The following is a 20823-nucleotide window of genomic DNA, read 5'->3' on the forward strand; positions in this document are numbered from 1 at the left end:
CGGAGACCCGTCGGCGGCCCCGCCGTCAGCTCCTCGCCGGTGCGCCCCGGTGGCCGCGGGTGAAGCGGATCGCCACCGTGTCGCCGCCGATGACCACGAAGCGTCCGCCCTCGCACCGGATGACGGCCTCGTGCACCTCGCCCCGCTCGTCCCTGCGCTCCTCGGTACGGGTGACGGTCCAGCCGCCCTCGGGCGGTCGCGGCAGGTTCGGCACGGTGGCGAACTCCCACTGTCCCGACGGTACGCACCAGTCGGGCAGCCCCGGCCAGGCGCCGGGACCGACGTGCAGGGTCCCGTCGGATGCACAGGTCAGGAGCACCGACTGGCCCTCGGCCAGCAGGAATTCCACGGCTTCCGGCTCCCCCATCCGCCCCTCCGGCCGGTAGTAGACGCCGAGTACCTCGACGATCCGCTCGCCCCTGAGCCAGTCGGCCCTGCCCTGCCGCGGGACACGCGGTGCCTCGTCCTCGTCGCCCACCCTCATGGCCGGTCACCTCCCCATCCGCTCACCGTCCAGGGTCGCATCCTCCGGGCGGAAGCAGCGGGCCCGGTTTACGGGCCTCGATCAGGAACCGGGTGGTGTGGGCGACGAACGGCCCCTCGGTCTCGATCCGGTGGTGCAGCTCGGCCAGCCGCGGCCGGTACTCCTCGACGGTGAAGCCCGGCACCATCCAGATCACTTTCCGCAGGAAGTAGACGACGGCGCCGATGTCGAGGAATTCGGTGCGTAGCCTCTCCGCGCGCAGGTCGACGACCTCCAGCCCGGCCGCCTCCGCGGCTCCACGTGCCTGCTCCGGGTCGCGGGCGCGGCGCACCTCGGGCGGCTGCGGGCCGAGGAAGTACTCAACGAGTTCGAAGACGCTGGCGGGGCCGACCTGTTGCGAGAAATACGTGCCGCCGGGGGCGAGGACCCGGGCGATCTCCGCCCACCAGGTGGTCACCGGATGCCGGCTGACCACCAGGTCGAAGGCGTTGTCGCCGAACGGCAGGGGCGGCTCGTCCGCGTCGGCGACCACGGCCACGCCGAGCGGGTGCAGGAGGGCGGTGGCGCGGGCGATGTTCGGCGGCCAGGACTCGGTGGCGACGGTGAGCCGCGGCAGCTCCGGTACGGAGGCGAGGACCTCGCCGCCCCCGGTCTGGATGTCGAGCGCGGCCCCGGCCCGTCCCATCCGGTCCGCCATGGCGCGGGCGTATCCCCAGGAAGGGCGCTGTTCGGTGGCCCGGCCGTCGAGCCAGGAGAAGTCCCAGCCGTCGACGGAGACGGTGGCGGCCTCGGCGACGAGGGCGTCGAACCTCGCACGTTCTGCTTCCGCGCCGGCTGCGTGCGCCGCGTCCGGCGCTCCTGGCGTCTCTTCGGGTGTTCCGGACATACGTGAATGGTGTCAGCCGGGAACCGGTCCGCGCGACCTCAATACCGCGCCGTCAAGGCCGCCGGCCGGTCCGCCCGGCGGCGGTCACGCGGCGAGCCCGCCGAGCAGCATGCCCAGCAGCGCACCCGTGAGCATGAACGGTCCGAACGGGATGCCGGTCTTGCGTCCGGCGCGCTTCAGGACCATCAGCCCGAACCCGTACGCCGCGCCGAGCAGGAAGCCGGCGAACCCCCCGGCGAAGAGCACGGGCCAGCCGTACCAGCCGAGTGCGACGCCCAGGGACAGGGCGAGCTTGACGTCCCCGAAGCCCATGCCGTTCGGATTGATGAGGAAGAGGAGGAAGTAGAAGGCGCCGAGCGCCGCTCCGCCGAGCAGGGCGGAGAGCCAGGATCCGCCGTGCTCCGGGAGCAGCGCCGCCCCGCCCAGGAGCACGACGACGGTCGCGGCGGCGGGCAGCGTCAGACGGTCGGGCAGGCGGTGCACGCGACGGTCGATGGTCGCCAGGAGTACGCCCACGGGGGCCAGCAGCAGCCAGACGGCGAGCTCGGGCCGCGGTCCGGTGGCCGCCGCGAGTGCGGCGCAGGCGAGCGCGGTGACGACGGGGACCAGGACGCCGGGGGCGTAACGCGCCGTGGACGGCACGGGGTCGCCCTCCCCTTCGCTCCGGTCCCCCGGCTCGGCGCCCGGAGCGGCTGCCACCGGCACCGCCGCCGCGCACCGGGCGCACCGGGTGGAGCCGAGCCAGCCGCGGGCGGCACCCGTCAGGGCGTGGCCCGCGGGGCAGCTGTCCCGCCAGGCGTCCTCCGGTTCGACGGAGAAGCGGTAGGCGGCGCGCGGGACCAGCAGTCCGGCCGCCGCGCCCCAGAGTGCGGCGAGCGCTGTCAGCATGGCGTACACGGAGCAGACCCTAGGCGGGCGGCGGGCACGGGGCATGGGTCCAGGGGCCCACTGCGGTCCGTTCCGGACCCAGCGGAGGTCACCGGACGCTACCGTCTTGGCCATGGCTCAATGGCGCAATGGGAACGGCACGTTGACGGTCACCGATCCACAGGGAGGGCAGGAGCCGGAGATACCGCTGCGGATCGCGGCCACGTACCGGGCCAGGAGCCGGGGACTGCTCGGCCAGGACGGGATCGACGGCGCCCTGCTGATCACCCCGTGCGGGAGTGTGCACACCTTCCGGATGCGGTTCGCCATCGATGTGGCGTACCTGGACCGGAAGTTCCGTGTCGTCGCCGTCCACACGATGAAGCCGGGCCGGCTCGGGATGCCCCGGCTGCGGGCCCGTCATGTGATCGAGTCGGAGGCCGGGGCGATGGAGAAGTGGGGGCTGCGGCCCGGGGCGCGGGTGCGGATCGTCCAGACGCAGGAGAGCCGGGGCTGAGCCCGTCCCGAACCTCGACGCCCGGGGGCGCGCGGTCCGCCGCGCCCCGCCGGGCCTGCCCCGACCCCGACCGGGACGGGGCTCACGGAGGGCCGGAACCGAGCAGCGTCCATGCCCCGTAGGCCGCCGAAGCCACCGCGAGCACGGCCACGACCGTCACCGTGCGGGCCGTGGTGCGCAGCCGCAGCAACGCGACGGCGGGCGGCAGGAGCAGCGGGAACGCGGGCATCATCAGCCGCGGTCTGGACCCGAAGTACCCGGAGCCGATCAGCGCGATGACGACGACGGCGACGCAGTAGGCGAGCACGGGGAGCGGCTGGCGCTGCCGTACGCACAGGAACACCACCCATCCCAGGCCCGCCAGTGCCGCGCACAGCCCGAGCGCGGCGGGCAGCGGCAGCCCGAGGATGAACGAGGCGAGCGCCGCGCCTCCGTCGATGCTGTTGCCCCACTGCGCCTGGACGTCGAAGTACGCGAACGGGCCGCCCTGCCGTACGGCGACGAACACCACGTACGCGAGCCAGCCCAGCGGCGCGAGCGCGACACCGGTCAGCATCCGCGCGTTGCGCCGCACGATGCCGTCGGTCCGGCCGGCCCGGTACTCGCGTACGAGCGTGATCGCGGCGGTGATCGCGAGGGCGGCGATGAGCGCCGCGGCGGAGGGCCTGGTCAGCCCGGCGAACACGCACAGGGCGCCCGCCACGATCCAGCGCCGGGTCAGTACGGCGTACAGCGCCCAGGCGGCGAACGCGGTGAACAGCGTCTCGGTGTACGCCATCGACTGGACGAACGCCGTCGGGTACACCCCCCACAGCGCGGCCAGCAGCACCCCGGCCCGGCGCCCGTACAGATGCGCCCCGACGGCGAAGATCCCCCAGGCGGCGAGGAGCGAGGCCACCCAGGCGACCAGCAGTCCGGCACCCGCGAGGGAGAGCGGGGTCAGCTCGGCGACCGCCCGTTCCAGGGCGGGCAGCAGCGGGAAGAAGGCCAGGTCCGGGTGGGCGCCGCCGCTCGGAAGGGCGACGGTGTACCCGTAGCCGTTCTCGGCGATCCGCTGGTACCAGACCGAGTCCCAGCGCCCGCCGAGGAGGTGGAGGGCGCTCTTGCCGGCGTGGGACGCGGCGACGGCGAGAACGACGAGACCCGTCAGGCGCACGGCCGCGTACGCCCCGAGGGCCGGCGCCGCCGCCGCGAGGGTCGTGGCGAACCGGCCGCGTACGGGAGGCCGGGGCGGCTGCGGCGTTCGGAGGCCGCGCTGCCGCACGAGCCGTTGTGCGGCAGCGGTGGCCTGAGCGGCCGGATCGTCGTCGGGCATGCTGTCGATTATCGCCGCGGCGCCGGCGGGGTCACGGCCGGAGCTTGGTGCGGGAGAGCGGCAGGGCGGGGGCGATCGACCAGAGGACCTCGGCCTCCTCCTCGCCGGGGTTGTCCCAGGCGTGCGCGGCGCGGGCCGAGAACGTCGTCGAGTCACCGGCCTCCAGGAACCTGGGCTCGCCGTCCACGCTCAGGCGCAGCGTGCCGCGGACCAGGTAGGCGAAGACGGTCTCGGCCTCCAGGCTGTACGCGCCGCCCGAGCCGCCACCGGGGCGCAGGATCGTCCGCATGACCTGGACGTGCCGTTCCTCGGCCGGTGTGAGGAGGAACTCCTCGATGCCGTGCCCGCCCATTTCCAGCTTGGCGCCCAGGCCGCCCTTGACGACGTCCTGGTCCGGATAGTCGAAGAGCGCGGCGATGCCGGTGCCCAGTGCCTCGCAGATACGGATCAGGGTCGGGACGGAGACCGAGGTCTTGCCGCGTTCGGCAAGGCTGACGAACCCCTTGGTCACGCCTGCGGATTCGGCGATCTGAGCGAGCGTCAGCCCTTGTGCCCGGCGGAGCTCACGCAGCCGCGGACCGATCGTGGACATGTGGCTGTCAGAGGCTTCGGACATGGCGGACACGCTACCTGTCGAGGAGGTCACGGTCGGTGGCCGGGGACAAACGCAGATCAGAAGGGTCTTTACCCATTGAGTTTAGTGCTGTAAAACTTTGACGAAAGTTTAATGGCGCTAAACAAGGCGTCCGGGTGGGCCGCCGTGCCGCCCTTCCCCTCCCCCGCCCGTACCGCACCATCCGAGGAGTAAGCCGATGAGCTCCCCGTCTTCCCAAGAGAGCACCGCGCGCACCGTGCGCGGCGTCGTCTTCCGCTCCCCGGGGCAGGAGGTGACCGTCACCGACGTCACCCTGGCCCCGCCCGGCCCCGGGGAGGTCGAGGTCGCCGTCACGGCGGCCGGTGTCTGCCACTCCGACCTCCATGTCATCCGCGGCGAGTGGGACCACCCCACCCCGGTCGTGCTGGGACACGAGGGCTCGGGCGTGGTCACCGCCGTCGGCGAGGGCGTCACCGGTCTCGAACCCGGCGATCACGTCGTGCTGTCCTGGGTCCCGTCCTGCGGCACCTGCCGCTTCTGCCTCTCCGGGCGTCCGGCCGCGTGCAGCCTGGTCGCCGAGGTCGTGGCGCCGGGCGGGGTGCTGCACGACGGCACCAGCCGGCTCTCCGTCGACGGCGAACCGGCCCACCACTACCTGGGCGTCTCCTCGTTCGCCGAGCGCGTCGTGGTCCCCGCGTCAGGCGCGATCAAGGTGCGCGAGGACGCGCCCCTCGATGTGATCGCCCTGGTCGGCTGCGCCATCGCCACCGGTGTCGGCGCGGTCCGCAACACCGCGGGGGTCGAGGCCGGGGCCACCGTCGCCGTCATCGGCTGCGGCGGTGTGGGCCTGTCCTGTGTGCAGGGCGCCCGGCTGGCCGGGGCCGGCCGCGTCGTCGCCGTCGACGTCGTCCCCGAGAAGCTGGAGCTGGCCCGCCGGCTCGGTGCGACGGACGCGGTCGACGCGCGTGACGGCGATGTCGTCGAGGCGCTGCGGGCCCTGGTCCCGGAGGGCCTGGACTACGTGTTCGACGCCATCGGCAAGATCGAGACCACCGAGCAGGCCATCGCCGCGCTAGGTCAGGGCGGCGCCGCCGTCATCGTCGGCCTGCCGCCGACCGGCCGCACCGCGCGCTTCGACCCGCTCGCGCTTGCCGAGGCCGACCAGCGCATCCTCGGTTCCAACTACGGCTCGGTCGACGCCGCCCGCGACATCCCGGCGCTGGTGGACCTCGTGGTGTCGGGTGAGCTCGACGTGGAATCGATGATCTCGGCGCGGCGCCCGCTGGACGAGGCGGGCGACGCCCTGGCCGACCTCGCCGCCGGCCACGCCCTGCGTCAGCTGCTGATGATGGAGGACCGGACATGAGCACCGCCGGAAAGCAGGCCGCGCCCGGAAAGCCGGCCGACGGCCTGGCCCACCGCTCCGTCTCCACGTTCGAGGTCGGCGCGCAGAGCGTCGCGAATGTCGCGCCCAGCGCCGTCATCGCGTTCGCCCCCGCCAGCATGGCGGCGTCCGCCGGCAACGGCGCCTGGTTCTCGTTCTTCCTGGCCATGGCCGCCGTCCTCGCCATCGCGTACTGCATCTGCGTGTTCGCCCGCCGACGCGCCGGGGTCGGTTCGCTGTACGCCTTCTCCCGCCTCTCGCTCGGGGCACCCGGCTCCTTCGTGACCGGGTGGGCCCTGCTCATCGGCGCGGTGTGCATCGGTTCGGGTTCGCTCGCGGGTGCCGGGTACTACACGGCGCGCGCCCTCGACCAGATCGGCATCGGGATCTTCACCGGTGTCACGGGGCAGATCCTGCTCGATCTGCTGCTGGCCGCCGTGGCGATGCGGCTGACGATCGCCAGTGTGCGGACGGCGGCGCGCGTCGCCTCCGTGCTGGAGGTCGTGTCGATCGTCCTCATCGTCGTCGTGCTGGTCCCCGCCTTCTTCAAGAGCGGGAACATCATCGACACGGAGCAGCTGAGCCTCAGCGGCTCCACCCTCGACGGTGTCGTCTTCGCCGTGGTGCTGGGCGTGCTCGGCTTCGTCGGCTTCGAGGGCGCCGCGTCGCTCGGGGCCGAGGCCACCGACCCGTACAAGGCGATCCCCCGCTCGGTGATGGGCAGTGCGGTGCTGGCCGGTGTGCTCTACATGTTCGCGACGTACGCACAGGTCGCCGGGTTCGGCGGGGCGGACGCCCTGGCGAGGAGCAGCGACCCGATGGACGAACTGGCGGAGCTGTCCGGTCTCGGCTTCCTGAAGTTCTTCCTGCACGCGGGCTTCGCGGCGTCGTTCGTGGCCGTGGTGATGGCCTGCATCACCGTCGCCGCCCGGCTGCTGTTCGGGATGGCGAAGGAGGGTGTGATGCCGGCCCGGCTCGGTGTCGCCCACCCCCGTCACCGGACCCCGTCCGTGGCGATCTGGGCCGTGGCCCCGTTCGTCGCCGTTCCCGCGGTGCTCGTGGTCGGCGCCGGGACCGCGCCGCTGAACGCGACGTCGTACATCGACACCATCGGCGTCTTCGGCTACATGCTCAGCTACACCCTGGTGTGTCTGGCCGCGCCGCTGTTCGTCCGCCGGGTCGGGGCCCGCGGCCTGCTCGTCACCTGGGGCCTGGGGCTGATCGGCGCCGCCGCGATGATCTACGTCTTCTACCGCAACCTGTGGCCGGTCCCGGCCTGGCCGCTGAACGTGTTGCCGTACGTGTTCGTCGGCGCGCTGGTCGTCGGCATCGTCGGCTTCGCCGTGCTGCGGATCCGGAGGCCGGAGGTCGCCGAACGCGCGGGGACGTTCGCGGACGACCTGGACTGACGCTCCGGCACGGGTCCGGACCGGCCGCCCCATGGCCGGAACCGGCCACCGTCCCGGCCCCGGACCGGCCGCCCGGTGGCCGGTCCGGACCCGCGCCTCTCCTGTCCGGTCCCCTGTCTCCCTCTCCCCCCGCCCTCCCGACGCCCTGCTCCCCCGCACCCCGCGGGCGGGGCGGGGCATCGCTCGTTGGGCCCGACTTTGGGGCCAAGGGCCCAGGTCACCCGGCCCGTACCCCCGTACGCTCACGCCAGACCCGTATGCACAACTGCGGGCACGGGCATGGCAGATGAGCGTCGGAGAGGAAGAACCGTGACGGGTGGCGGGGGCTGGGGAAGCGGAAGCGCGGGCCACATACCACCGGGGAGCGGGGGTGGTGGCTCCGGCGCGGGCGGTGGCGTGTTCTTCGCCCTGACGCGTAGTTGGGCCGCGGGCGCCCTGGTCTACATCGCCGCCGGATACCTGGTGTCGCGCGGGCTCGTCGAGATGCTGGCCACCGACCAGCGGCTCGCGTCGTTCGGCTGGCGGCTCGCCCTGCTGCATGTGCCGAACGTCATCACGACCGTGCTCACGGTCCTGGCCGCGGCCCGCGTGCTGCCCGACGAGCGCCGAGAGTCGCGCCCGCTCACCCTGCTCGCCGCGCTCGGCGTCCCGCTGGCCGCCCTCCTCTACGGATTCGCGGTGTCCTGGCATCTCGTGGGCCTTGAGGGCACGTTGATGCCGGTCGTCACGCTCGTGACGGGTTCGGCCGCGGGACTCGCCGTCGACCGGTTGCTGGACGACCGCGAGGAGCAGGCGCCCGTGCCCCACTCGTACGCGTGGCGGGACGGCGGAGCCACCGCGATGGAGTACCTCGGGGTGATCGTCCTCGTCGTCACGCTGATCGGCGCGATGGCCATGGCGGGCGTGGGCGGCCAGATCGGCGAACGCATCCGCTGTGCGATCAGTTCGATGGGCGGCGGCGGTGCCGCCTGCTCCACGGGCGGCGGGACCACCACCGCGCAGCCGAAGGCGGACGCCGACTACGAGCCCAAGATGTGCCAGGTCTCCAGCGTCTCCGACACCGTCGGCGACAAGGTCAAGATCGGCTGGTTCGAGTGGGGCAACGAGTACGGCTTCCAGCAGAAGGTCAGCCAGGCCAAGACCGATGTGAACGGCGACGGCAAGGTCGACGAGAACGACAAGCTGGTCTACATGACCTTCACGGACGCCGCCTCGGCCGGCGCGACCGCCAGCACCCCCGGCATCAAGCTCGGCAAACTGGGCAAGGCGGATGTGGACGTCGGCGGCGGCATCAAGATCACCAACGGTGACACCTGGGTCTTCAAGAGCGAGGAAGAAGCCAAGAAGATGCGGGACGACATCGAGGAGATGAAGATGTGGGAGACCTCCACCAAGTACAGCGGTGGTTACGGCGGCGGCTGGTACTCCGGCATGAAGTGGGCCGACAAGAAGAAGGACGTCGAGAAGAAGATCGGCGACAAGAAGATCTCCTACTCGACCATCGGCCTCAACGCGTACGCGGACGGCGGGCTCTCCATCAGCGCGGGCGACGAGACCAAGCTCGGCGCCAAGCTCGGCGGCAAGGCCAAGTTCTCCCCCGAGGTGACCATCACCAAGGACGACGTGAACGGCAACGAGTCCTACACCTACACCGCCAAGCTCGAACTGGAGGGCAAGGTCAGCGGTTCGGCCGGTCCGCTCGGCGGCACGGCCGCGGCTAAGGACAGCCGGACCGGCGCGATCACCGTCACCCGCGACCAGAAGACCGGCAAGATCGTCCGCATCGACATGACCCAGACCGTCGAGGGCGGCGCCCAGTCCGACAAGGGCGACATCAGCGGCGACAACGGCAAGAAGGACGGCGACAAGCGAGGCGGCAAGGTCAGCGGCACCGACTCCTCCAGCGAGACCGGCATCGAGGTCCTGACCAACTCGATCGTCTTCGGCAAGGACACGGACCAGGCCACCGAGGACAAGCGGGCCGTCGCCGAGCAGTGGCTGAACGGCTCCGGCAACAACACCGCCCCGTTCGAGTACATGTTCGGCGACCACTCCATGCAGCAGAAGCCCACCGGAACCGACCCGTTCGAGCAGCTGATGTTCCAGGACGGGCTGTCGAGCAGCATGAAGTACCACGGTGAGACGGACGCCCAGGAGTTCGGCTTCGAGGTGTCGCTCGGCATGAGTCTCGGATTCTCCATCTCGGACGAGCACAAGAAGGAGACACTGACGGACGCGCAGTTCCTCGGGGCTCCGCAGGGCGACAAGCGCTCGTACCTTCCGTACAGCTACTGCGCCAAGTAGCCAAGGCGGTACGGCTACGGCACGGTACAGCTACGGCACAGCACCGACCACGCAGGACGAAGAGGCGATAGGCGATGACGACGACGATGAAGATGTCCCGGGCAATCGGCGCAGCTGCTGCCGCCGCCATCGGCCTCACCCTGCTCACCGGCTGCGGCGGCGACGCCGCCGCGCTCCCGGAGGGCTGGGGAAAGCTCGACACCAAGAGCCTCTCCGTCGGCTACCCCGAGAACAGGGGGTACAAGGAGCAGTCCGCGGCCGACCGCGCCAAGGCCAACGCCGCCGTCGCGCTCAAGGAGGAGGGCGGGCTGCGCAGCGGCATGGTCTCCGTGCAGCTCGACTTCGCCACGGGCGTGGACGACGCCGGTGAGGCGGCGGCGGCCGCGGGTGCCGGTATCGGTCTCGGGGCGACCCGCAAGAACACCTCCGACGTGCGGCTCGCGGGCGCGGAGAGCGCCCGCGAGGCACGCAGGATCGACTACGAGTTCACGTCCAGCGGCAAGGACCGGACCCCGGCTCCGGGCACCCCGATGACGGGTGTCGTGGTGGCGGGCGTCGATTCGAAGCATGTGCCGTTCGCGGTCCGGATCAACGCGGTGAAGGGCTCGCTGAGCCGACAGGACCTCGACGTCTTCGTCGATTCGATCACGGTCAAGTAGCGGATCAGGGGCGCTCGTTCATGCAGATCCTGCCCGGCGGCACGGCCACGTTCCTGCTTCTGTTCGGACTCCTCCTCGGCGCGTTCGCCGTCCGGTCGGCGCTCCGTCTGAACCGGGTGCTGCGGCTGGTGCGGCACGGCGAACACGCCGAAGGCCGGTGCGCGGACCGCCGGACGGTCGACCGGGGTCCGGGCATGGACCGGAGTTACGCCACCGAGTACGTCTTCGCGTTCCGCACCAGGGACGGCCACGACATCGAGTTCACCGACCATGCCCCGGGCCCCTTCGGCTTCGAGATCGGGGCGCCGGTCCGCGTCAGCTACGACCCGGCCGACCCTTCGGGGAGCGCCACGGTGGCGGGGCGGGGGGCGTGGGGGCCGGTGGTGATGCCGGCGGTGTTCGCGGTCGTGCTCGGGGTGTTCGCGGTGGGGCTGCTGGTCGGATTCGCGGCGATGCGCGGGTGGCTCTGACGGGTTCGGTCCCGCCTGGATCGGCGCTGCCGGGACCGGCTCCGACGAAGGGCTCCGACAGGGGCGTACCGGCGACGTGGGGGTGTCAGAACTTGGCCCGGTCGAACGGTTCCGGAAGCGACTCCAGCGCCCCGGCCGCCCGCAGTTCCCTGTTGGCCTCGACGATCGCCTCGACGGTCGGCACCGTCGTACCGCCCCGGGTGAGATCGATGAGCAGACCGCCGGCCGCGGTACGGGTGTACGTGGCGTCGAGCCCCTCGGGTGCCGACGCCGCTCGTCCGGCGGAGAGATAGACCGACCGGCCGCACCGGGGATCGGAATTCCTCAGGTCGAACTTTTCATCCACCGCGTCGTACTGCGAATTGTTGTACACCTGACCGGCGTCGATGTCCCAGGCATCGGCAATGATCCGCAGGAGTTCGGCCGAGCGCCGAATGACCTCGGTGGATTCATCCACATCACGCGAGCGGAACGTGAGCGAGATCGAATTCATAATGTATCGCGACGCGCCGCCGGCGTGAATCGCCGTGGTGACGCGCAGCTTCCCGGGATTGTGCGCCCAGAGGGAGGACGTATATCCCACCACGTCGAGATCGGGCCCCTGGTTCTTCCGCTCGATGTAGTCGGTCACCACCTCTTCCGAGACTGCGCCTTCCGACGGGACCACCACGGGATCGGAGGCATCACCGCGCCCGGCGTCGTGCCAGTCTCCGAAGGTCGTGCCGTCCACGTCCTTGAGCGCGGCGAGAGTTGCCGCCCATCGCCTGCCGATCTGCCGGACGTCCTCTTCCCGGACTCCCCAACCACCGTTGGCAACGACATACAGCACGGAACTCTCCCTCAGCCCTCGGCGCTGCGCCCGTCGCCCGTGTTCGGCGTCCGGCGCCCCGCGTTCCTGATTCAGCCGACGACATCTCCTGGCGTATTGATCACCTTAACGTTGATCTTCCTGTCCCGGAACATGATCCGGGCCGCCTCGGCGACGTCGGGATCGGAAAGGTGCCATTCGACCGGCTTACCCCGCGCGGCGTCCACCTGCCGAGTTGCCTGATCGGCCCAGCGGTTGGCGAGATCCGGCGTGAGTTCCCCGGTCTCGGCGTTGTAGTAGTCCTTGCCCTTGTACCCGTATTTCGCTTCGAGGTACGTACCGCGCGAGGCGTCCCAGCCGTCGAAGTCGACCGGCTTCCCCGTGAGTTTGTCCAGCGGAACCCGGTATTCCTTTCCGCGGCCCACCTTGGAGATCTGCTCCTGATAACGGGCACCCATTTCGGTCGGGTAGCTCCAGACGCCCGGCTTGATCTCCTTCCAGTTGCCCTGCCCGCCGTCCTTGGCCCCGGCCGGCGGATCCTTCAGGTCCTTGTACCAGGCCGGCTTCGGAAGGTTCTTGGCGCGCTCCAGCTCCTGCTTCCGCTTGGCCGCGGCAGCCGCCTTCTTCGCCTCGTCGGCCTGCTTCTGGGCCTCGTCGGCGGCGGCCTTCTTCTCCGGGTCGACCTCGTCGCACTTTCCGGCAAAGAACCCGACGGGCACGGACGTGCGGGTCGCGGCCAGGACACCGGTGCCCGAGCCGGGCAGCCCCATGCCCGCACCGCTGCCGTACGGGACCCGCACACGGCCGCCCATGCCGACGGTGCAGCCCTTGAGGCCGGCCTTCTCGGCGGCGTCGTCGGCGTGCTGCTGCGCTTCCTTCGCGGCCTTCTCGGCTGCCCCGACATCGCCCGCCTTGGCGGCCTTCTTCGCCTTGGCCGCGGCCTCCGAGGCCTTCTCGGCGACTTCACCGAGCTTGCCGAGTTTCCCGAGCTTGCCCAGCTTTCCGAACTTGCCGACGAGCTTGGCCTCGCCGTAGCCCGGGATGAAGAGCGAGCCGATGTTCCAGAGGCCGGTGCCGATGGCCTGGCCCTCGTTGCCCTTCTTCCACATGTCGCGGACGTCGTCGCCGATGAACATGTCGTCGAGGACCTTCACCCCGGTGCCACCGGACGCCTTGGTCCAGTCCCAGACCGCACCGAGGTAGTCGCCCTTGGACCACTTGTCCCCGGCACCCTTGGAGTCCTGGCTCCACTTGTCGCCGAGGCTCTTGCCGTAGTCCATCAGGCCGTTCCACGCCTTGACGGGGTGGGCGATCGTGTCGAAGGTGCCGGTGATGTCGCCCCACAGGCCGTCGCCGACCAGGCCCTTGAAGAAGCCGCCGGTCTGATGGGCGGCGCAGGAGAAGAACGCGCCGACGCCGGAGGTGCAGCTCTCACCGGGCTTCTCGTCGCCGCCGTTGCCGCCGTCGCCGTCCGGGACGTCGCCGCCGTCCGGCTCCCCGGAGCTGTCCACGTCGTCGCCGCCGTCGTCGACCTTGATGGCGGTGTCGCTCCCGCCGGAGGCGCCGGCCGCGCCCGAGCCGCCGGAACCGGAGCCTGCGGTGCCGGAGCCGCCGGAGTCCGACCCTCCGGAGTCCGACCCCCCGGAGGTCGACCCTCCGGAGTTCGTGCCGCCACCGACGACCGACCCGCCCGAGTCCGTACCGCCGGAGTCCGAGCCGGAGCCGCCGGAGTCCGCGCCCCCGGCCGTCGTGCTCCCGGACGTCGCACCCCCGTCGTGCCCCTCGTTCCCGGCCACGACATCGCCCCCGGGCGCGGGGCACGCGCTCCCGGTGAGCTTGCAGATCGCGTTCTGCATTTCGCCCGTCAGCTGGGCGCCGATGCCCGTGGCGACGAGCCCGCCGATGAGGGCCACGACCACCAGGACCATGCCCAGGTATTCCATCGCGGTCTGGCCGTCGTCGTCGCGGCGCCATCCGATCATCCGCGCGATGCTGAACCGTCGGTGCGGCAAGCGCTGTTCGAGGGGGAGGTCGAACCATTCGCGCGAGCTCGGCCGGAACAGCAGGACGATCACGGTGACGGGCATCACCAGCTGCGTGACGCCTCGCCCGCCGCCGTCACCGCCGAGGGTCGCCAGCGCGCCGAGGGTGAGCCAGACATGTATGGCCAGGAGCCCGCGCCAGATCCAGATGCCGCCGGTTCGCAGGTACAGCGAGAGCACGAACGCGCTCACACTCGGGAGCGCCGCGTACAGCAGCAGCCCGAACAGTTGGCCGTCGACCTCGTTCACCGCCGAGGCCACCGTCAGCACGCCCGCGCCGCCCAGGACCGCGGCGGCGAAGAGGATCCGGACGAGGATCAGCACCGCCTGCAGCGGGCGCGGCAGCGGCTGCCTGCCCTGCTGGACCACGGCGGCACCCCCACCGGCGCCACCCGAAATCGCAAATCCGCCCATGCCAGACACGACGAGTCCCCCAGCTTGTCGGTGTGCAGCCACAGTTCAGCCACTCCACGCATCCGACCACATCGGCACCCTTCGGGCATGGGCCCCAGGGCCCAATGCAAGGCTCAAAGTCGGCTATACCGACGGGAGTTGCGGCCACGGAGAAACGGAACGGCTCCGGCTACCGGCTGGGGACCTCGCTCCCGAACAGCATCCAGGGCGACTGGTCGTACGAGTGCACGCCCGCCAACTGGGGTTGCATCGCCGCTATTTCATGCCGTACGGCGAGGGTGTCCGGCCAACTGTCGAAGTAGGTTGTTCCGTTGATGACGACGCCGCTCCAGTCGGTCGCCGCGGAAGCGCCCTCCCGGTCGACCACGAAGCCGATGCAGAGCACGGAGGCCCTTCCTATCGCCTCCCTGATCGCCCGCGCGGCCACCTCCTGCTCGTCCCGCGTCAGCCGCCCGAAGCCGAATTCGAGGGCGACGACTCCGTCCGCCATCCGTCGGATGCGCGCGGGCACGTCGGTTCCGCTGTGCATCCACAGGACGAAGTCGACCCTGTCGAGCCGTTGCAGGCCGGCCAGGAGTACGAGCTGTTCCCTGGTCACCCACGAAGGAGTGCCCCATGGGTCCGGCCCCGGGCCGAGGAGTGTGACCCGCCTCGTGACGGGGTGGCGGAGCCCCAGTCCCGCCGCGTCGAGGTCACCGAAGAGCGACTCGGCGTCCGGGCGGCTCCAGCCGAGATGGTACGAGTAGAAGAAACCGTCACTCATGGATACATCACCATCGATACATCACCCCAGGGAACGAATTCAGATGGAGGTGCAGATCAACGTGCGTATGGGCGCGCCGGACCGGCGCCCGTGACGGGCGCGGGCCGGGTGGGCTCACGGTTGGGTCACGTACGAGCGTAATGAGACCGGCATGTCCCGGCGTGGGCCCACGGACCCAGGGGCGGGCCCCAATGGAACAATGCGGTGGACAGGGACAGGGCCATCGCACATCGTGTACGCCGATGACACGCACCGATTCGCCTCCCGCGTGGGACGAGCGCACCCAGTTGGCCACCTTCCTCGACTACGCCCGCGACACCGCACGCGCGAAGTGCGAGGGCATCTCGCCGGACGATGCCCGCCGGGCCCCGCTGCCCGGCTCACCCCTGATGACGATCGCCGGGCTGATCAACCACCTCAGCTGGGTCGAGTACTCCTGGTTCGAGGTGGTCTTCCTCGGCGGCGAGGACGAAGGGCCGTGGACGGACGAGGACCCCGATCGTGAGATGCGGATCGCGGTGGACATGCCGCTCGCCGATGTGCTGTCGCAGTACGAGGCCCGGACCACGCGTTACCGCGAGCTGGTCGCCTCCCACGACCTGGACACGCCGGCCCGACGGCCACGCCGGGACGGCCGCTTTCCCGATCTGCGCTGGATCGTCCTGCACCTGATCGAGGAGACCGCCCGGCACAACGGCCATCTCGACATCATCCGCGAGATCGTGGACGGCACCACCGGCGCGTAGGGCCTGCGAGTCATGGGGTGACTCACGCATACCGGTACAGGTCCGGGTCCGCATCCGGGTCCGGACCGGGACCTGGGCCTGGGCCCGGACCTGTGGAGAACCGTGGTGTGATGGCACGGTGGGCCGCGCCGCAGAAGAGACCAACCGCCGCATGCTCCGGGCACGGGACGCGATGGACCGCGCCTACGCGCAACCGCTGGACGTCCCCGCCCTGGCGCGGATCGCCCATGTGCCCCCGGCGCACTTCACGCGCACGTTCCGGGCCGCGTTCGGCGAGACACCGCACCGCTATCTGCAGCGTCGCCGTGTCGAGCGCGCGATGTTCCTGCTGCGGGAGACCGACCGGAGCGTGACGGACATCTGCTTCGAAGTCGGCTTCGGCAGCCCGGGAACCTTCAGCCGTACGTTCCGTGACATCGTCGGCCGGTCGCCGAGGACGTACCGCAGGGAAGCGACGCCCACGGGCGTGCCGACGTGTTTCACCATGGCCTGGATGCGGCCGAGCGACTGACCGCCGGCACCGCCCGCACCGCCCCTCCCTGCCCGTCCGCCCACCCGTCCGTCCCTGCTCGTGCCGTCCGTCGGCCGCGCCGTTCGACAGAGCAGTTTTGGATAAGTTCTCGTCGGGCCTGCCCAGTAGCGTGATGCACATGTTCAACGCCATCACGCATTCGCAGATATACGTCCTCGACCAGGACGAGGCCCTCGACTTCTACGTCGGCAAGCTCGGCCTGGAGGTCAACACCGATGTCGACATGGGCATCATGCGCTGGCTGACCGTCAGCGTCCCCGGTCACCCCGGGCGCGAGATCATGCTGGAGAAGCCGGGTGCCCCGGCGATGTCCGAGGAGACGGCGCAGCAGGTACGCGAGTTGGTGACCAAGGGCGCGATGGGCGGCTGGCTCATCTTCACTACGGACGACTGCCGCAAGACGTACGAGACGTTGCTGAGCCGGGGCGTCGAGTTCACCGAGGAGCCGACCGAACGCCCGTACGGAATCGACTGCGGCCTGCGCGACCCCTTCGGCAACCGCATCCGCTTCACCCAGCCGAAGGCCTGAGCGCTGTCCCGGTAGTGGGGGTGGGGGTGGGGGCCGGAGCGAGGACGCGCCGGCCCCCGCATGCGTGTGCGGCCGGAACGGGCGCGGACCGGCCTCCGCGTCCGTGTGACTGGAACGGGCACGGACCGGCCTCCCGGTGCGCGTCCCGCGCGACTACCCGATCGCGGCGATGCCGGGCGCGATGTGCTCGGCGATCTGGTGGGTGAAGCTGACCGGGTGCCGGTCCGGCAGCACCTGGATCTCGCTGATGCCCAGGTCCGCGTACGCCTCCGCCTGCACGAGAAACGCGCCGGGTTTGTCCAGCACGGGGCCGTTGTACATCACGGTCTTCTCGATGGCGTCGTAGTCACGGCCCTCCGCGTCACAGTGTGCGCGCAGCACATCGAGCTTGTGGGCCACTTCTTCCTGGTCGGTGGCGAACAGGTTGCAGGCGTCCGCGTACCGGGCTGCCAGGAGCAGGGTCTTCCGCTCGCCCCCGCCACCGATCATGATCGACGGGCGCTCGCCGATCGGCTCGGGTACGCACAGCGTCTCGGCGAGCTGGTAGTGACGGCCCCGGAACGGGCCGTTGTCGTCGCTCCACATCTGGAGGCAGATCAGGATGGTTTCCTCCAGCCGTTCGAAACGCTCGGCGACCGGGACCACCGGCACGCCGAGCCCGTACTGCTCGCGCTCGTACCAGGAGGCACCGATGCCCAGCCTGGCCCTGCCGCCCGACAACACGTCGAGGCTGGTGACGATCTTCGCCAGCAGCCCGGGGTGCCGGTACATCACGCCCGTGACCATCAGCCCGAGCGTCATGCGCTCGCTCACCGCCGCCACGAAGCCGAGCGTCGTGTACCCCTCCAGCATCGGGTCGTCGGCGACGGTCTGCCCGGTCTCCATCTGGAAGTAGTGATCCATCACGGTGAACGACGAGATTCCCCCCTGTTCGGCAACACGTACCGACTCCGCGAGCGTCGGCGCGATCAGCGCGGGGTCGGCCGGCGTCGAGTAGTTCCAGTAGTGCAAGCCGAGCTTCACGTCCGTCCTCCGCGGGTCAAGGGGGAGCAGGCCGGGACGGCGTCGCTGCCCGGTCGGGGGGTCGGCCGGATTGGTGCTCCGGGCCCGTCGGCGTTCCACCTCCTGACCACCCGTCCCGCAGCCACCGTCCGTAGTCGATAGTCACGCTACGCGCCCATGCGGCCATCGGCATGTCGGTACGCCCTCCCACCGCAACGCCGGCCGTGAGTGGCCGGTCCGCGCCGCACCCGGGCTCCGAGCGACGTACCCGGTCCCCCCTGACCGGGACGCCCCCCGTAGTGGCCCACATGCGAAGCTCGCAAGAATCCATGCAGGAGCGTCACACAGGCTGCACACAGTCGCTCGACATCCTCGTTAGCGTGGCTGGCCGCTCGATTCCACGTGCGAACGTGCACCAGGCCGCGATCCGGCGGCTCGACGGCATGTCAACTCAGGAAGACCGCAGATGGACTACTGCTCCTCATGTCGTCGGCATCTCAATGGCGCCCTGGTGTGTCCCGGGTGCGGTGCCTACGCCCCGGACATCGCCCCGGGTGCGGCCGCCGATCGCGCCGTTCCTGCCCAGGCCACCGCGGCGCCGGCGTACGAGTTCTCGCCGTCGGACACCTGGCACGACGACGGCGGTCCCGGTGGCGAGGCGGCGGCCTCGACCGACCCGGTACCCGCGCCGCGCGGACGGGCGGCGCGACGGCGTGAGATGGCGCGCTGGAAGAAGAACAAGCGCCGGGCCGTGGTCGCGACCGCCGTCGCGCTCGTCGGGGGCGGCCTGACCGTCACCGCGATGGACCGGCAGTCCTCCGCCGGCCAGGCACAGGCGGCCGACGCGCCGGCGGTCCCGGCGCCGGACGTCGCCGGCATGGGCTCCGCGGAGGAACGGACGCGGCACCCCGGCGGGCCGGCGCCGCGGTCCGGGACCCATCGCTCCTCGCGCACCTCCACCGTGCAGTCGCCCGCGACCGACGTCCCTCGTCGGCAGTCCGCCGCCGCCCCGGCCCACGCCACGCCTTTGAACGCCGGGCCGGACGCCCCCGCCGCTCCTCGCACGGTGGCGGCGTCGGCGCCTCGACCGGGGAACTCCGTCCCGTCGACCGTCAGCGAAACGGTCCCCGACCCCACCTCCACGCCGCCGCAGCAGGCACCCGCGCCCGCCGACAACGCGGGCAACACCGGCAACACCGGCAACACCGGCTCCGACTCGGCTACACCGGCGAGCCCTCCGTCGGCGTCGACGTCGCCCTCGCAGATCTGCGTGCTCGTCCTCTGCATCGGCTGAGGCGCGACCCCGGCGCAGGAAGGCGCCGCACACCGCCTTGGTGACAGGCCCTCGACGAACTCGGGTCCGAAGGCCGTCGCCGCCTTCGCCGTTGACCCTGAGGTGTACATGGCATCTCATGGCGTCGGATGGCACGGCTTGGCGCCACCCGGAGCCACCCGGCGCCACTCAGTGCCACCCGGCGCTGCCCGACACCATTTCGCGCCCCCAAGAACGCATGAGCACGCATGGCGCCACAATCACCCAGGTAGGCGCCAGGGCGTTTTCGCAGGCCAGGGGGCTGCGCCAGTTACCGAGCCAGAAGCGCCACCCCAAGGCTTGCACTTGGCGCCATTGTGGTGCCATCATGGCGTCATGGACCTCACCCCGTATGTCGACACGCTCCGCCGCGAACTCGCGGTGGCCGCCGAAGCCGGCGGCGACGAAGCCCGCGAGCTGGCCGAGAGGCTCACCGCTCCCCTGGAGTCGGCGACCCGGCTGACCATGCTCAACGTGCTCTCCGCCGCGATGGACGAGATCACCCGCGAACTCGCCCCCGGCTCGGTCGACGTACGGCTGCGCGGGCTCGACCCCGACTTCGTGGTGACACCACCGCCCACCGACGGCGGCACCATGGAAACGACCGCCGCACCCGTCGAACCACTCAGGGCCCCGGCGCCCGCCGAGGGCGACGAGGGCGGCACCGCCCGCGTCAATCTTCGTCTGCCGGCCCACCTCAAGGCGCGCGCCGAGGAGGCCGCGAGCCGCGAGGGCCTGTCGGTCAACGCGTGGCTGGTGCGGGCCGTGTCGGCCGCGGTCGACGGCGGCGCCCGGCCGCGTACGGCGGAGAAGGCCCGGACTGTCGGACAGAGCATCACGGGCTGGGTGCGCTGACCGCGCCCCCGCCCGCGCCACTTCACCCACACCACGCCCCACCAGCGGGGACGCCCCAAGGACTCAAGAGGACGGGACAGCCATGCCTTCTTTCGACACTCCCGAAGCGATCTCGGTCACCGCACGTGTGGAGGCCGGTTCGATCCAGTTCACCGCGGGCGACCGCCTCGACACCGTCGTCGAGATGCGGCCCCGCAACCCGGAGAAGGACCTGGACGTGCGGACCGCCGAGCAGACCGAGGTCACGTACGCGGGCGGTGTACTGACCGTAAGGACACCCAAGTCCAATCTGTTCGGCCGCACCGGCGTCGTCGACGTGACGGTCGAACTGCCCACCGGCTCAGGCATCGACATGACCGGCGCCTGGACCCAGGTGCTCGGCGAGGGCCGGCTCGGCGAGGTCCGGGTGAAGACCTCGTCCGGCGACGTCCGCCTCGACACGACCGGCCCGCTGAAGCTGACCGCGTCGCACGGCTCGATCACCGTGGACCGGGTCGAGGGCACGGCCGAGATCACCACCAGCTCCGGCAGCCTGCGCGTCGGCCTCGTCGACGGCCCCGCCGTCCTGAAGAACTCGCACGGCACCACGACCGTCGGCGCCGCGACCGGCGAACTGCGGGTGAGCGGCGCCAACGGCGACATCGAGATCCGGCGCGCCGAGGACTCGGTCACCGCCACCACCGCCCACGGCACCCTGCGCGTGGGCGAAGTGGCCCGCGGCACTGTCCAGTTGGAGACCTCCTACGGCGCCATCGAGGTCGGCGTCCGCGAGGGCACGGCCGCCTGGCTCGACGTCACCTCGGTCTCCGGCCAGGTACGCAACACGCTCACCGCGTCCGAGGCCCCGGAGGAGAGCGAGGACACCGTCAAGGTCCGCGCCCGCACCCGGCACGGCAACATCGACATCCGCCGCGCCAGGGTCTGAGCACC

General features: G+C 71.1%; 21 protein-coding genes. 12 read left to right on the plus strand and 9 right to left on the minus strand.

What is annotated here, in order from left to right:
- Positions 1-25: 25 nt before the first annotated feature.
- From ACIOHC_RS37690 to ACIOHC_RS37700, 3 genes are all read right to left on the minus strand, one after another.
- Positions 26-484, minus strand: a complete 459-nt coding sequence (locus ACIOHC_RS37690; protein ID WP_351085471.1) for a hypothetical protein — start codon at positions 482-484, stop codon at positions 26-28.
- Positions 485-506: 22 nt separating this feature from the next.
- Positions 507-1370, minus strand: a complete 864-nt coding sequence (locus ACIOHC_RS37695) for a class I SAM-dependent methyltransferase (RefSeq protein ID WP_351085469.1) — start codon at positions 1368-1370, stop codon at positions 507-509.
- An 84-nt stretch (positions 1371-1454) separates the two neighbouring features.
- Positions 1455-2267 (minus strand): A24 family peptidase, encoded by an 813-nt coding sequence (locus tag ACIOHC_RS37700; RefSeq protein ID WP_351085467.1) that lies wholly within the window; start codon positions 2265-2267, stop codon positions 1455-1457.
- A 103-nt stretch (positions 2268-2370) separates the two neighbouring features.
- Between ACIOHC_RS37700 and ACIOHC_RS37705 the strand changes: the two genes are divergently transcribed.
- A complete protein-coding gene (locus ACIOHC_RS37705) occupies positions 2371-2754 on the plus strand; it encodes a DUF192 domain-containing protein (protein WP_365689358.1) in 384 nt (127 codons plus the stop codon).
- A gap of 82 nt (positions 2755-2836) precedes the next feature.
- Here ACIOHC_RS37705 and ACIOHC_RS37710 read toward each other — a convergent pair whose 3' ends face one another.
- Positions 2837-4069 carry a glycosyltransferase family 39 protein gene (locus ACIOHC_RS37710; protein WP_365689360.1) on the minus strand — a complete coding sequence of 411 codons (1233 nt, stop codon included), beginning with the start codon at positions 4067-4069 and terminating at the stop codon, positions 2837-2839.
- Between the two features lie 31 nt (positions 4070-4100).
- Positions 4101-4685: an XRE family transcriptional regulator gene (locus ACIOHC_RS37715; protein WP_351085461.1), complete on the minus strand. Its 585-nt coding sequence runs from the start codon at positions 4683-4685 to the stop codon at positions 4101-4103.
- A gap of 196 nt (positions 4686-4881) precedes the next feature.
- On the opposite strand from ACIOHC_RS37715, the gene ACIOHC_RS37720 reads away from it, so the two are divergent.
- The 5 genes from ACIOHC_RS37720 (at position 4882) to ACIOHC_RS37740 (ending at position 10890) form a co-directional block, all read left to right on the plus strand.
- Positions 4882-6030, plus strand: a complete 1149-nt coding sequence (locus ACIOHC_RS37720; protein WP_351085459.1) for a Zn-dependent alcohol dehydrogenase — start codon at positions 4882-4884, stop codon at positions 6028-6030.
- A complete protein-coding gene (locus ACIOHC_RS37725; protein ID WP_365689363.1) occupies positions 6027-7457 on the plus strand; it encodes an APC family permease in 1431 nt (476 codons plus the stop codon). The genes ACIOHC_RS37720 and ACIOHC_RS37725 overlap by 4 nt, the downstream gene beginning before the upstream one ends.
- 309 nt (positions 7458-7766) lie before the next feature.
- Positions 7767-9761: a hypothetical protein gene (locus ACIOHC_RS37730; RefSeq protein ID WP_351086833.1), complete on the plus strand. Its 1995-nt coding sequence runs from the start codon at positions 7767-7769 to the stop codon at positions 9759-9761.
- A gap of 74 nt (positions 9762-9835) precedes the next feature.
- Positions 9836-10420: a hypothetical protein gene (locus ACIOHC_RS37735; protein WP_401846071.1), complete on the plus strand. Its 585-nt coding sequence runs from the start codon at positions 9836-9838 to the stop codon at positions 10418-10420.
- A 20-nt stretch (positions 10421-10440) separates the two neighbouring features.
- Entirely contained in the window at positions 10441-10890 is a 450-nt protein-coding gene (locus tag ACIOHC_RS37740) for a DUF3592 domain-containing protein (RefSeq protein ID WP_351086832.1), read from the plus strand.
- A gap of 85 nt (positions 10891-10975) precedes the next feature.
- On the opposite strand, the gene ACIOHC_RS37745 is transcribed toward ACIOHC_RS37740, so the two are convergent.
- The 3 genes from ACIOHC_RS37745 to ACIOHC_RS37755 form a co-directional block, all read right to left on the minus strand.
- Positions 10976-11719, minus strand: coding sequence for an Imm52 family immunity protein (locus ACIOHC_RS37745; RefSeq protein ID WP_351086830.1), 744 nt, complete (start codon positions 11717-11719; stop codon positions 10976-10978).
- Positions 11720-11790: 71 nt separating this feature from the next.
- Complete coding sequence (locus tag ACIOHC_RS37750; RefSeq protein WP_401846073.1) at positions 11791-14154, minus strand: Tox-REase-5 domain-containing protein; 2364 nt, start codon at positions 14152-14154, stop codon at positions 11791-11793.
- Positions 14155-14323: 169 nt separating this feature from the next.
- A complete protein-coding gene (locus ACIOHC_RS37755; protein WP_351086826.1) occupies positions 14324-14917 on the minus strand; it encodes a hypothetical protein in 594 nt (197 codons plus the stop codon).
- 242 nt (positions 14918-15159) lie between these two features.
- On the opposite strand from ACIOHC_RS37755, the gene ACIOHC_RS37760 reads away from it, so the two are divergent.
- The 3 genes from ACIOHC_RS37760 (at position 15160) to ACIOHC_RS37770 (ending at position 16724) form a co-directional block, all read left to right on the plus strand.
- Complete coding sequence (locus ACIOHC_RS37760; RefSeq protein ID WP_389637815.1) at positions 15160-15663, plus strand: DinB family protein; 504 nt, start codon at positions 15160-15162, stop codon at positions 15661-15663.
- A gap of 118 nt (positions 15664-15781) precedes the next feature.
- A complete protein-coding gene (locus ACIOHC_RS37765; protein WP_401846076.1) occupies positions 15782-16174 on the plus strand; it encodes a helix-turn-helix domain-containing protein in 393 nt (130 codons plus the stop codon).
- Positions 16175-16313: 139 nt separating this feature from the next.
- The gene (locus ACIOHC_RS37770; protein WP_365689373.1) at positions 16314-16724 is read left to right on the plus strand and encodes a VOC family protein; all 411 of its coding nucleotides are present in this window, start codon (positions 16314-16316) and stop codon (positions 16722-16724) included.
- 153 nt (positions 16725-16877) lie between these two features.
- On the opposite strand, the gene ACIOHC_RS37775 is transcribed toward ACIOHC_RS37770, so the two are convergent.
- Positions 16878-17747: an LLM class F420-dependent oxidoreductase gene (locus tag ACIOHC_RS37775; RefSeq protein WP_376211695.1), complete on the minus strand. Its 870-nt coding sequence runs from the start codon at positions 17745-17747 to the stop codon at positions 16878-16880.
- A gap of 445 nt (positions 17748-18192) precedes the next feature.
- Here ACIOHC_RS37775 and ACIOHC_RS37780 point away from each other — a divergent pair, with 445 nt between their 5' ends.
- The 3 genes from ACIOHC_RS37780 (at position 18193) to ACIOHC_RS37790 (ending at position 20818) form a co-directional block, all read left to right on the plus strand.
- Positions 18193-19020 carry a hypothetical protein gene (locus tag ACIOHC_RS37780; protein ID WP_401846079.1) on the plus strand — a complete coding sequence of 276 codons (828 nt, stop codon included), beginning with the start codon at positions 18193-18195 and terminating at the stop codon, positions 19018-19020.
- Between the two features lie 354 nt (positions 19021-19374).
- Positions 19375-19893 (plus strand): hypothetical protein, encoded by a 519-nt coding sequence (locus tag ACIOHC_RS37785; protein ID WP_365689376.1) that lies wholly within the window; start codon positions 19375-19377, stop codon positions 19891-19893.
- Positions 19894-19975: 82 nt separating this feature from the next.
- On the plus strand, positions 19976-20818 hold the full coding sequence (locus ACIOHC_RS37790) for a DUF4097 family beta strand repeat-containing protein (RefSeq protein ID WP_351080284.1): 843 nt from the start codon (positions 19976-19978) through the stop codon (positions 20816-20818).
- The last annotated feature ends 5 nt before the right edge of the window (positions 20819-20823 follow it).

Origin of the sequence: Streptomyces sp. NPDC088252, from assembly GCF_044740965.1 — a bacterium.
Classification (GTDB): domain Bacteria; phylum Actinomycetota; class Actinomycetes; order Streptomycetales; family Streptomycetaceae; genus Streptomyces.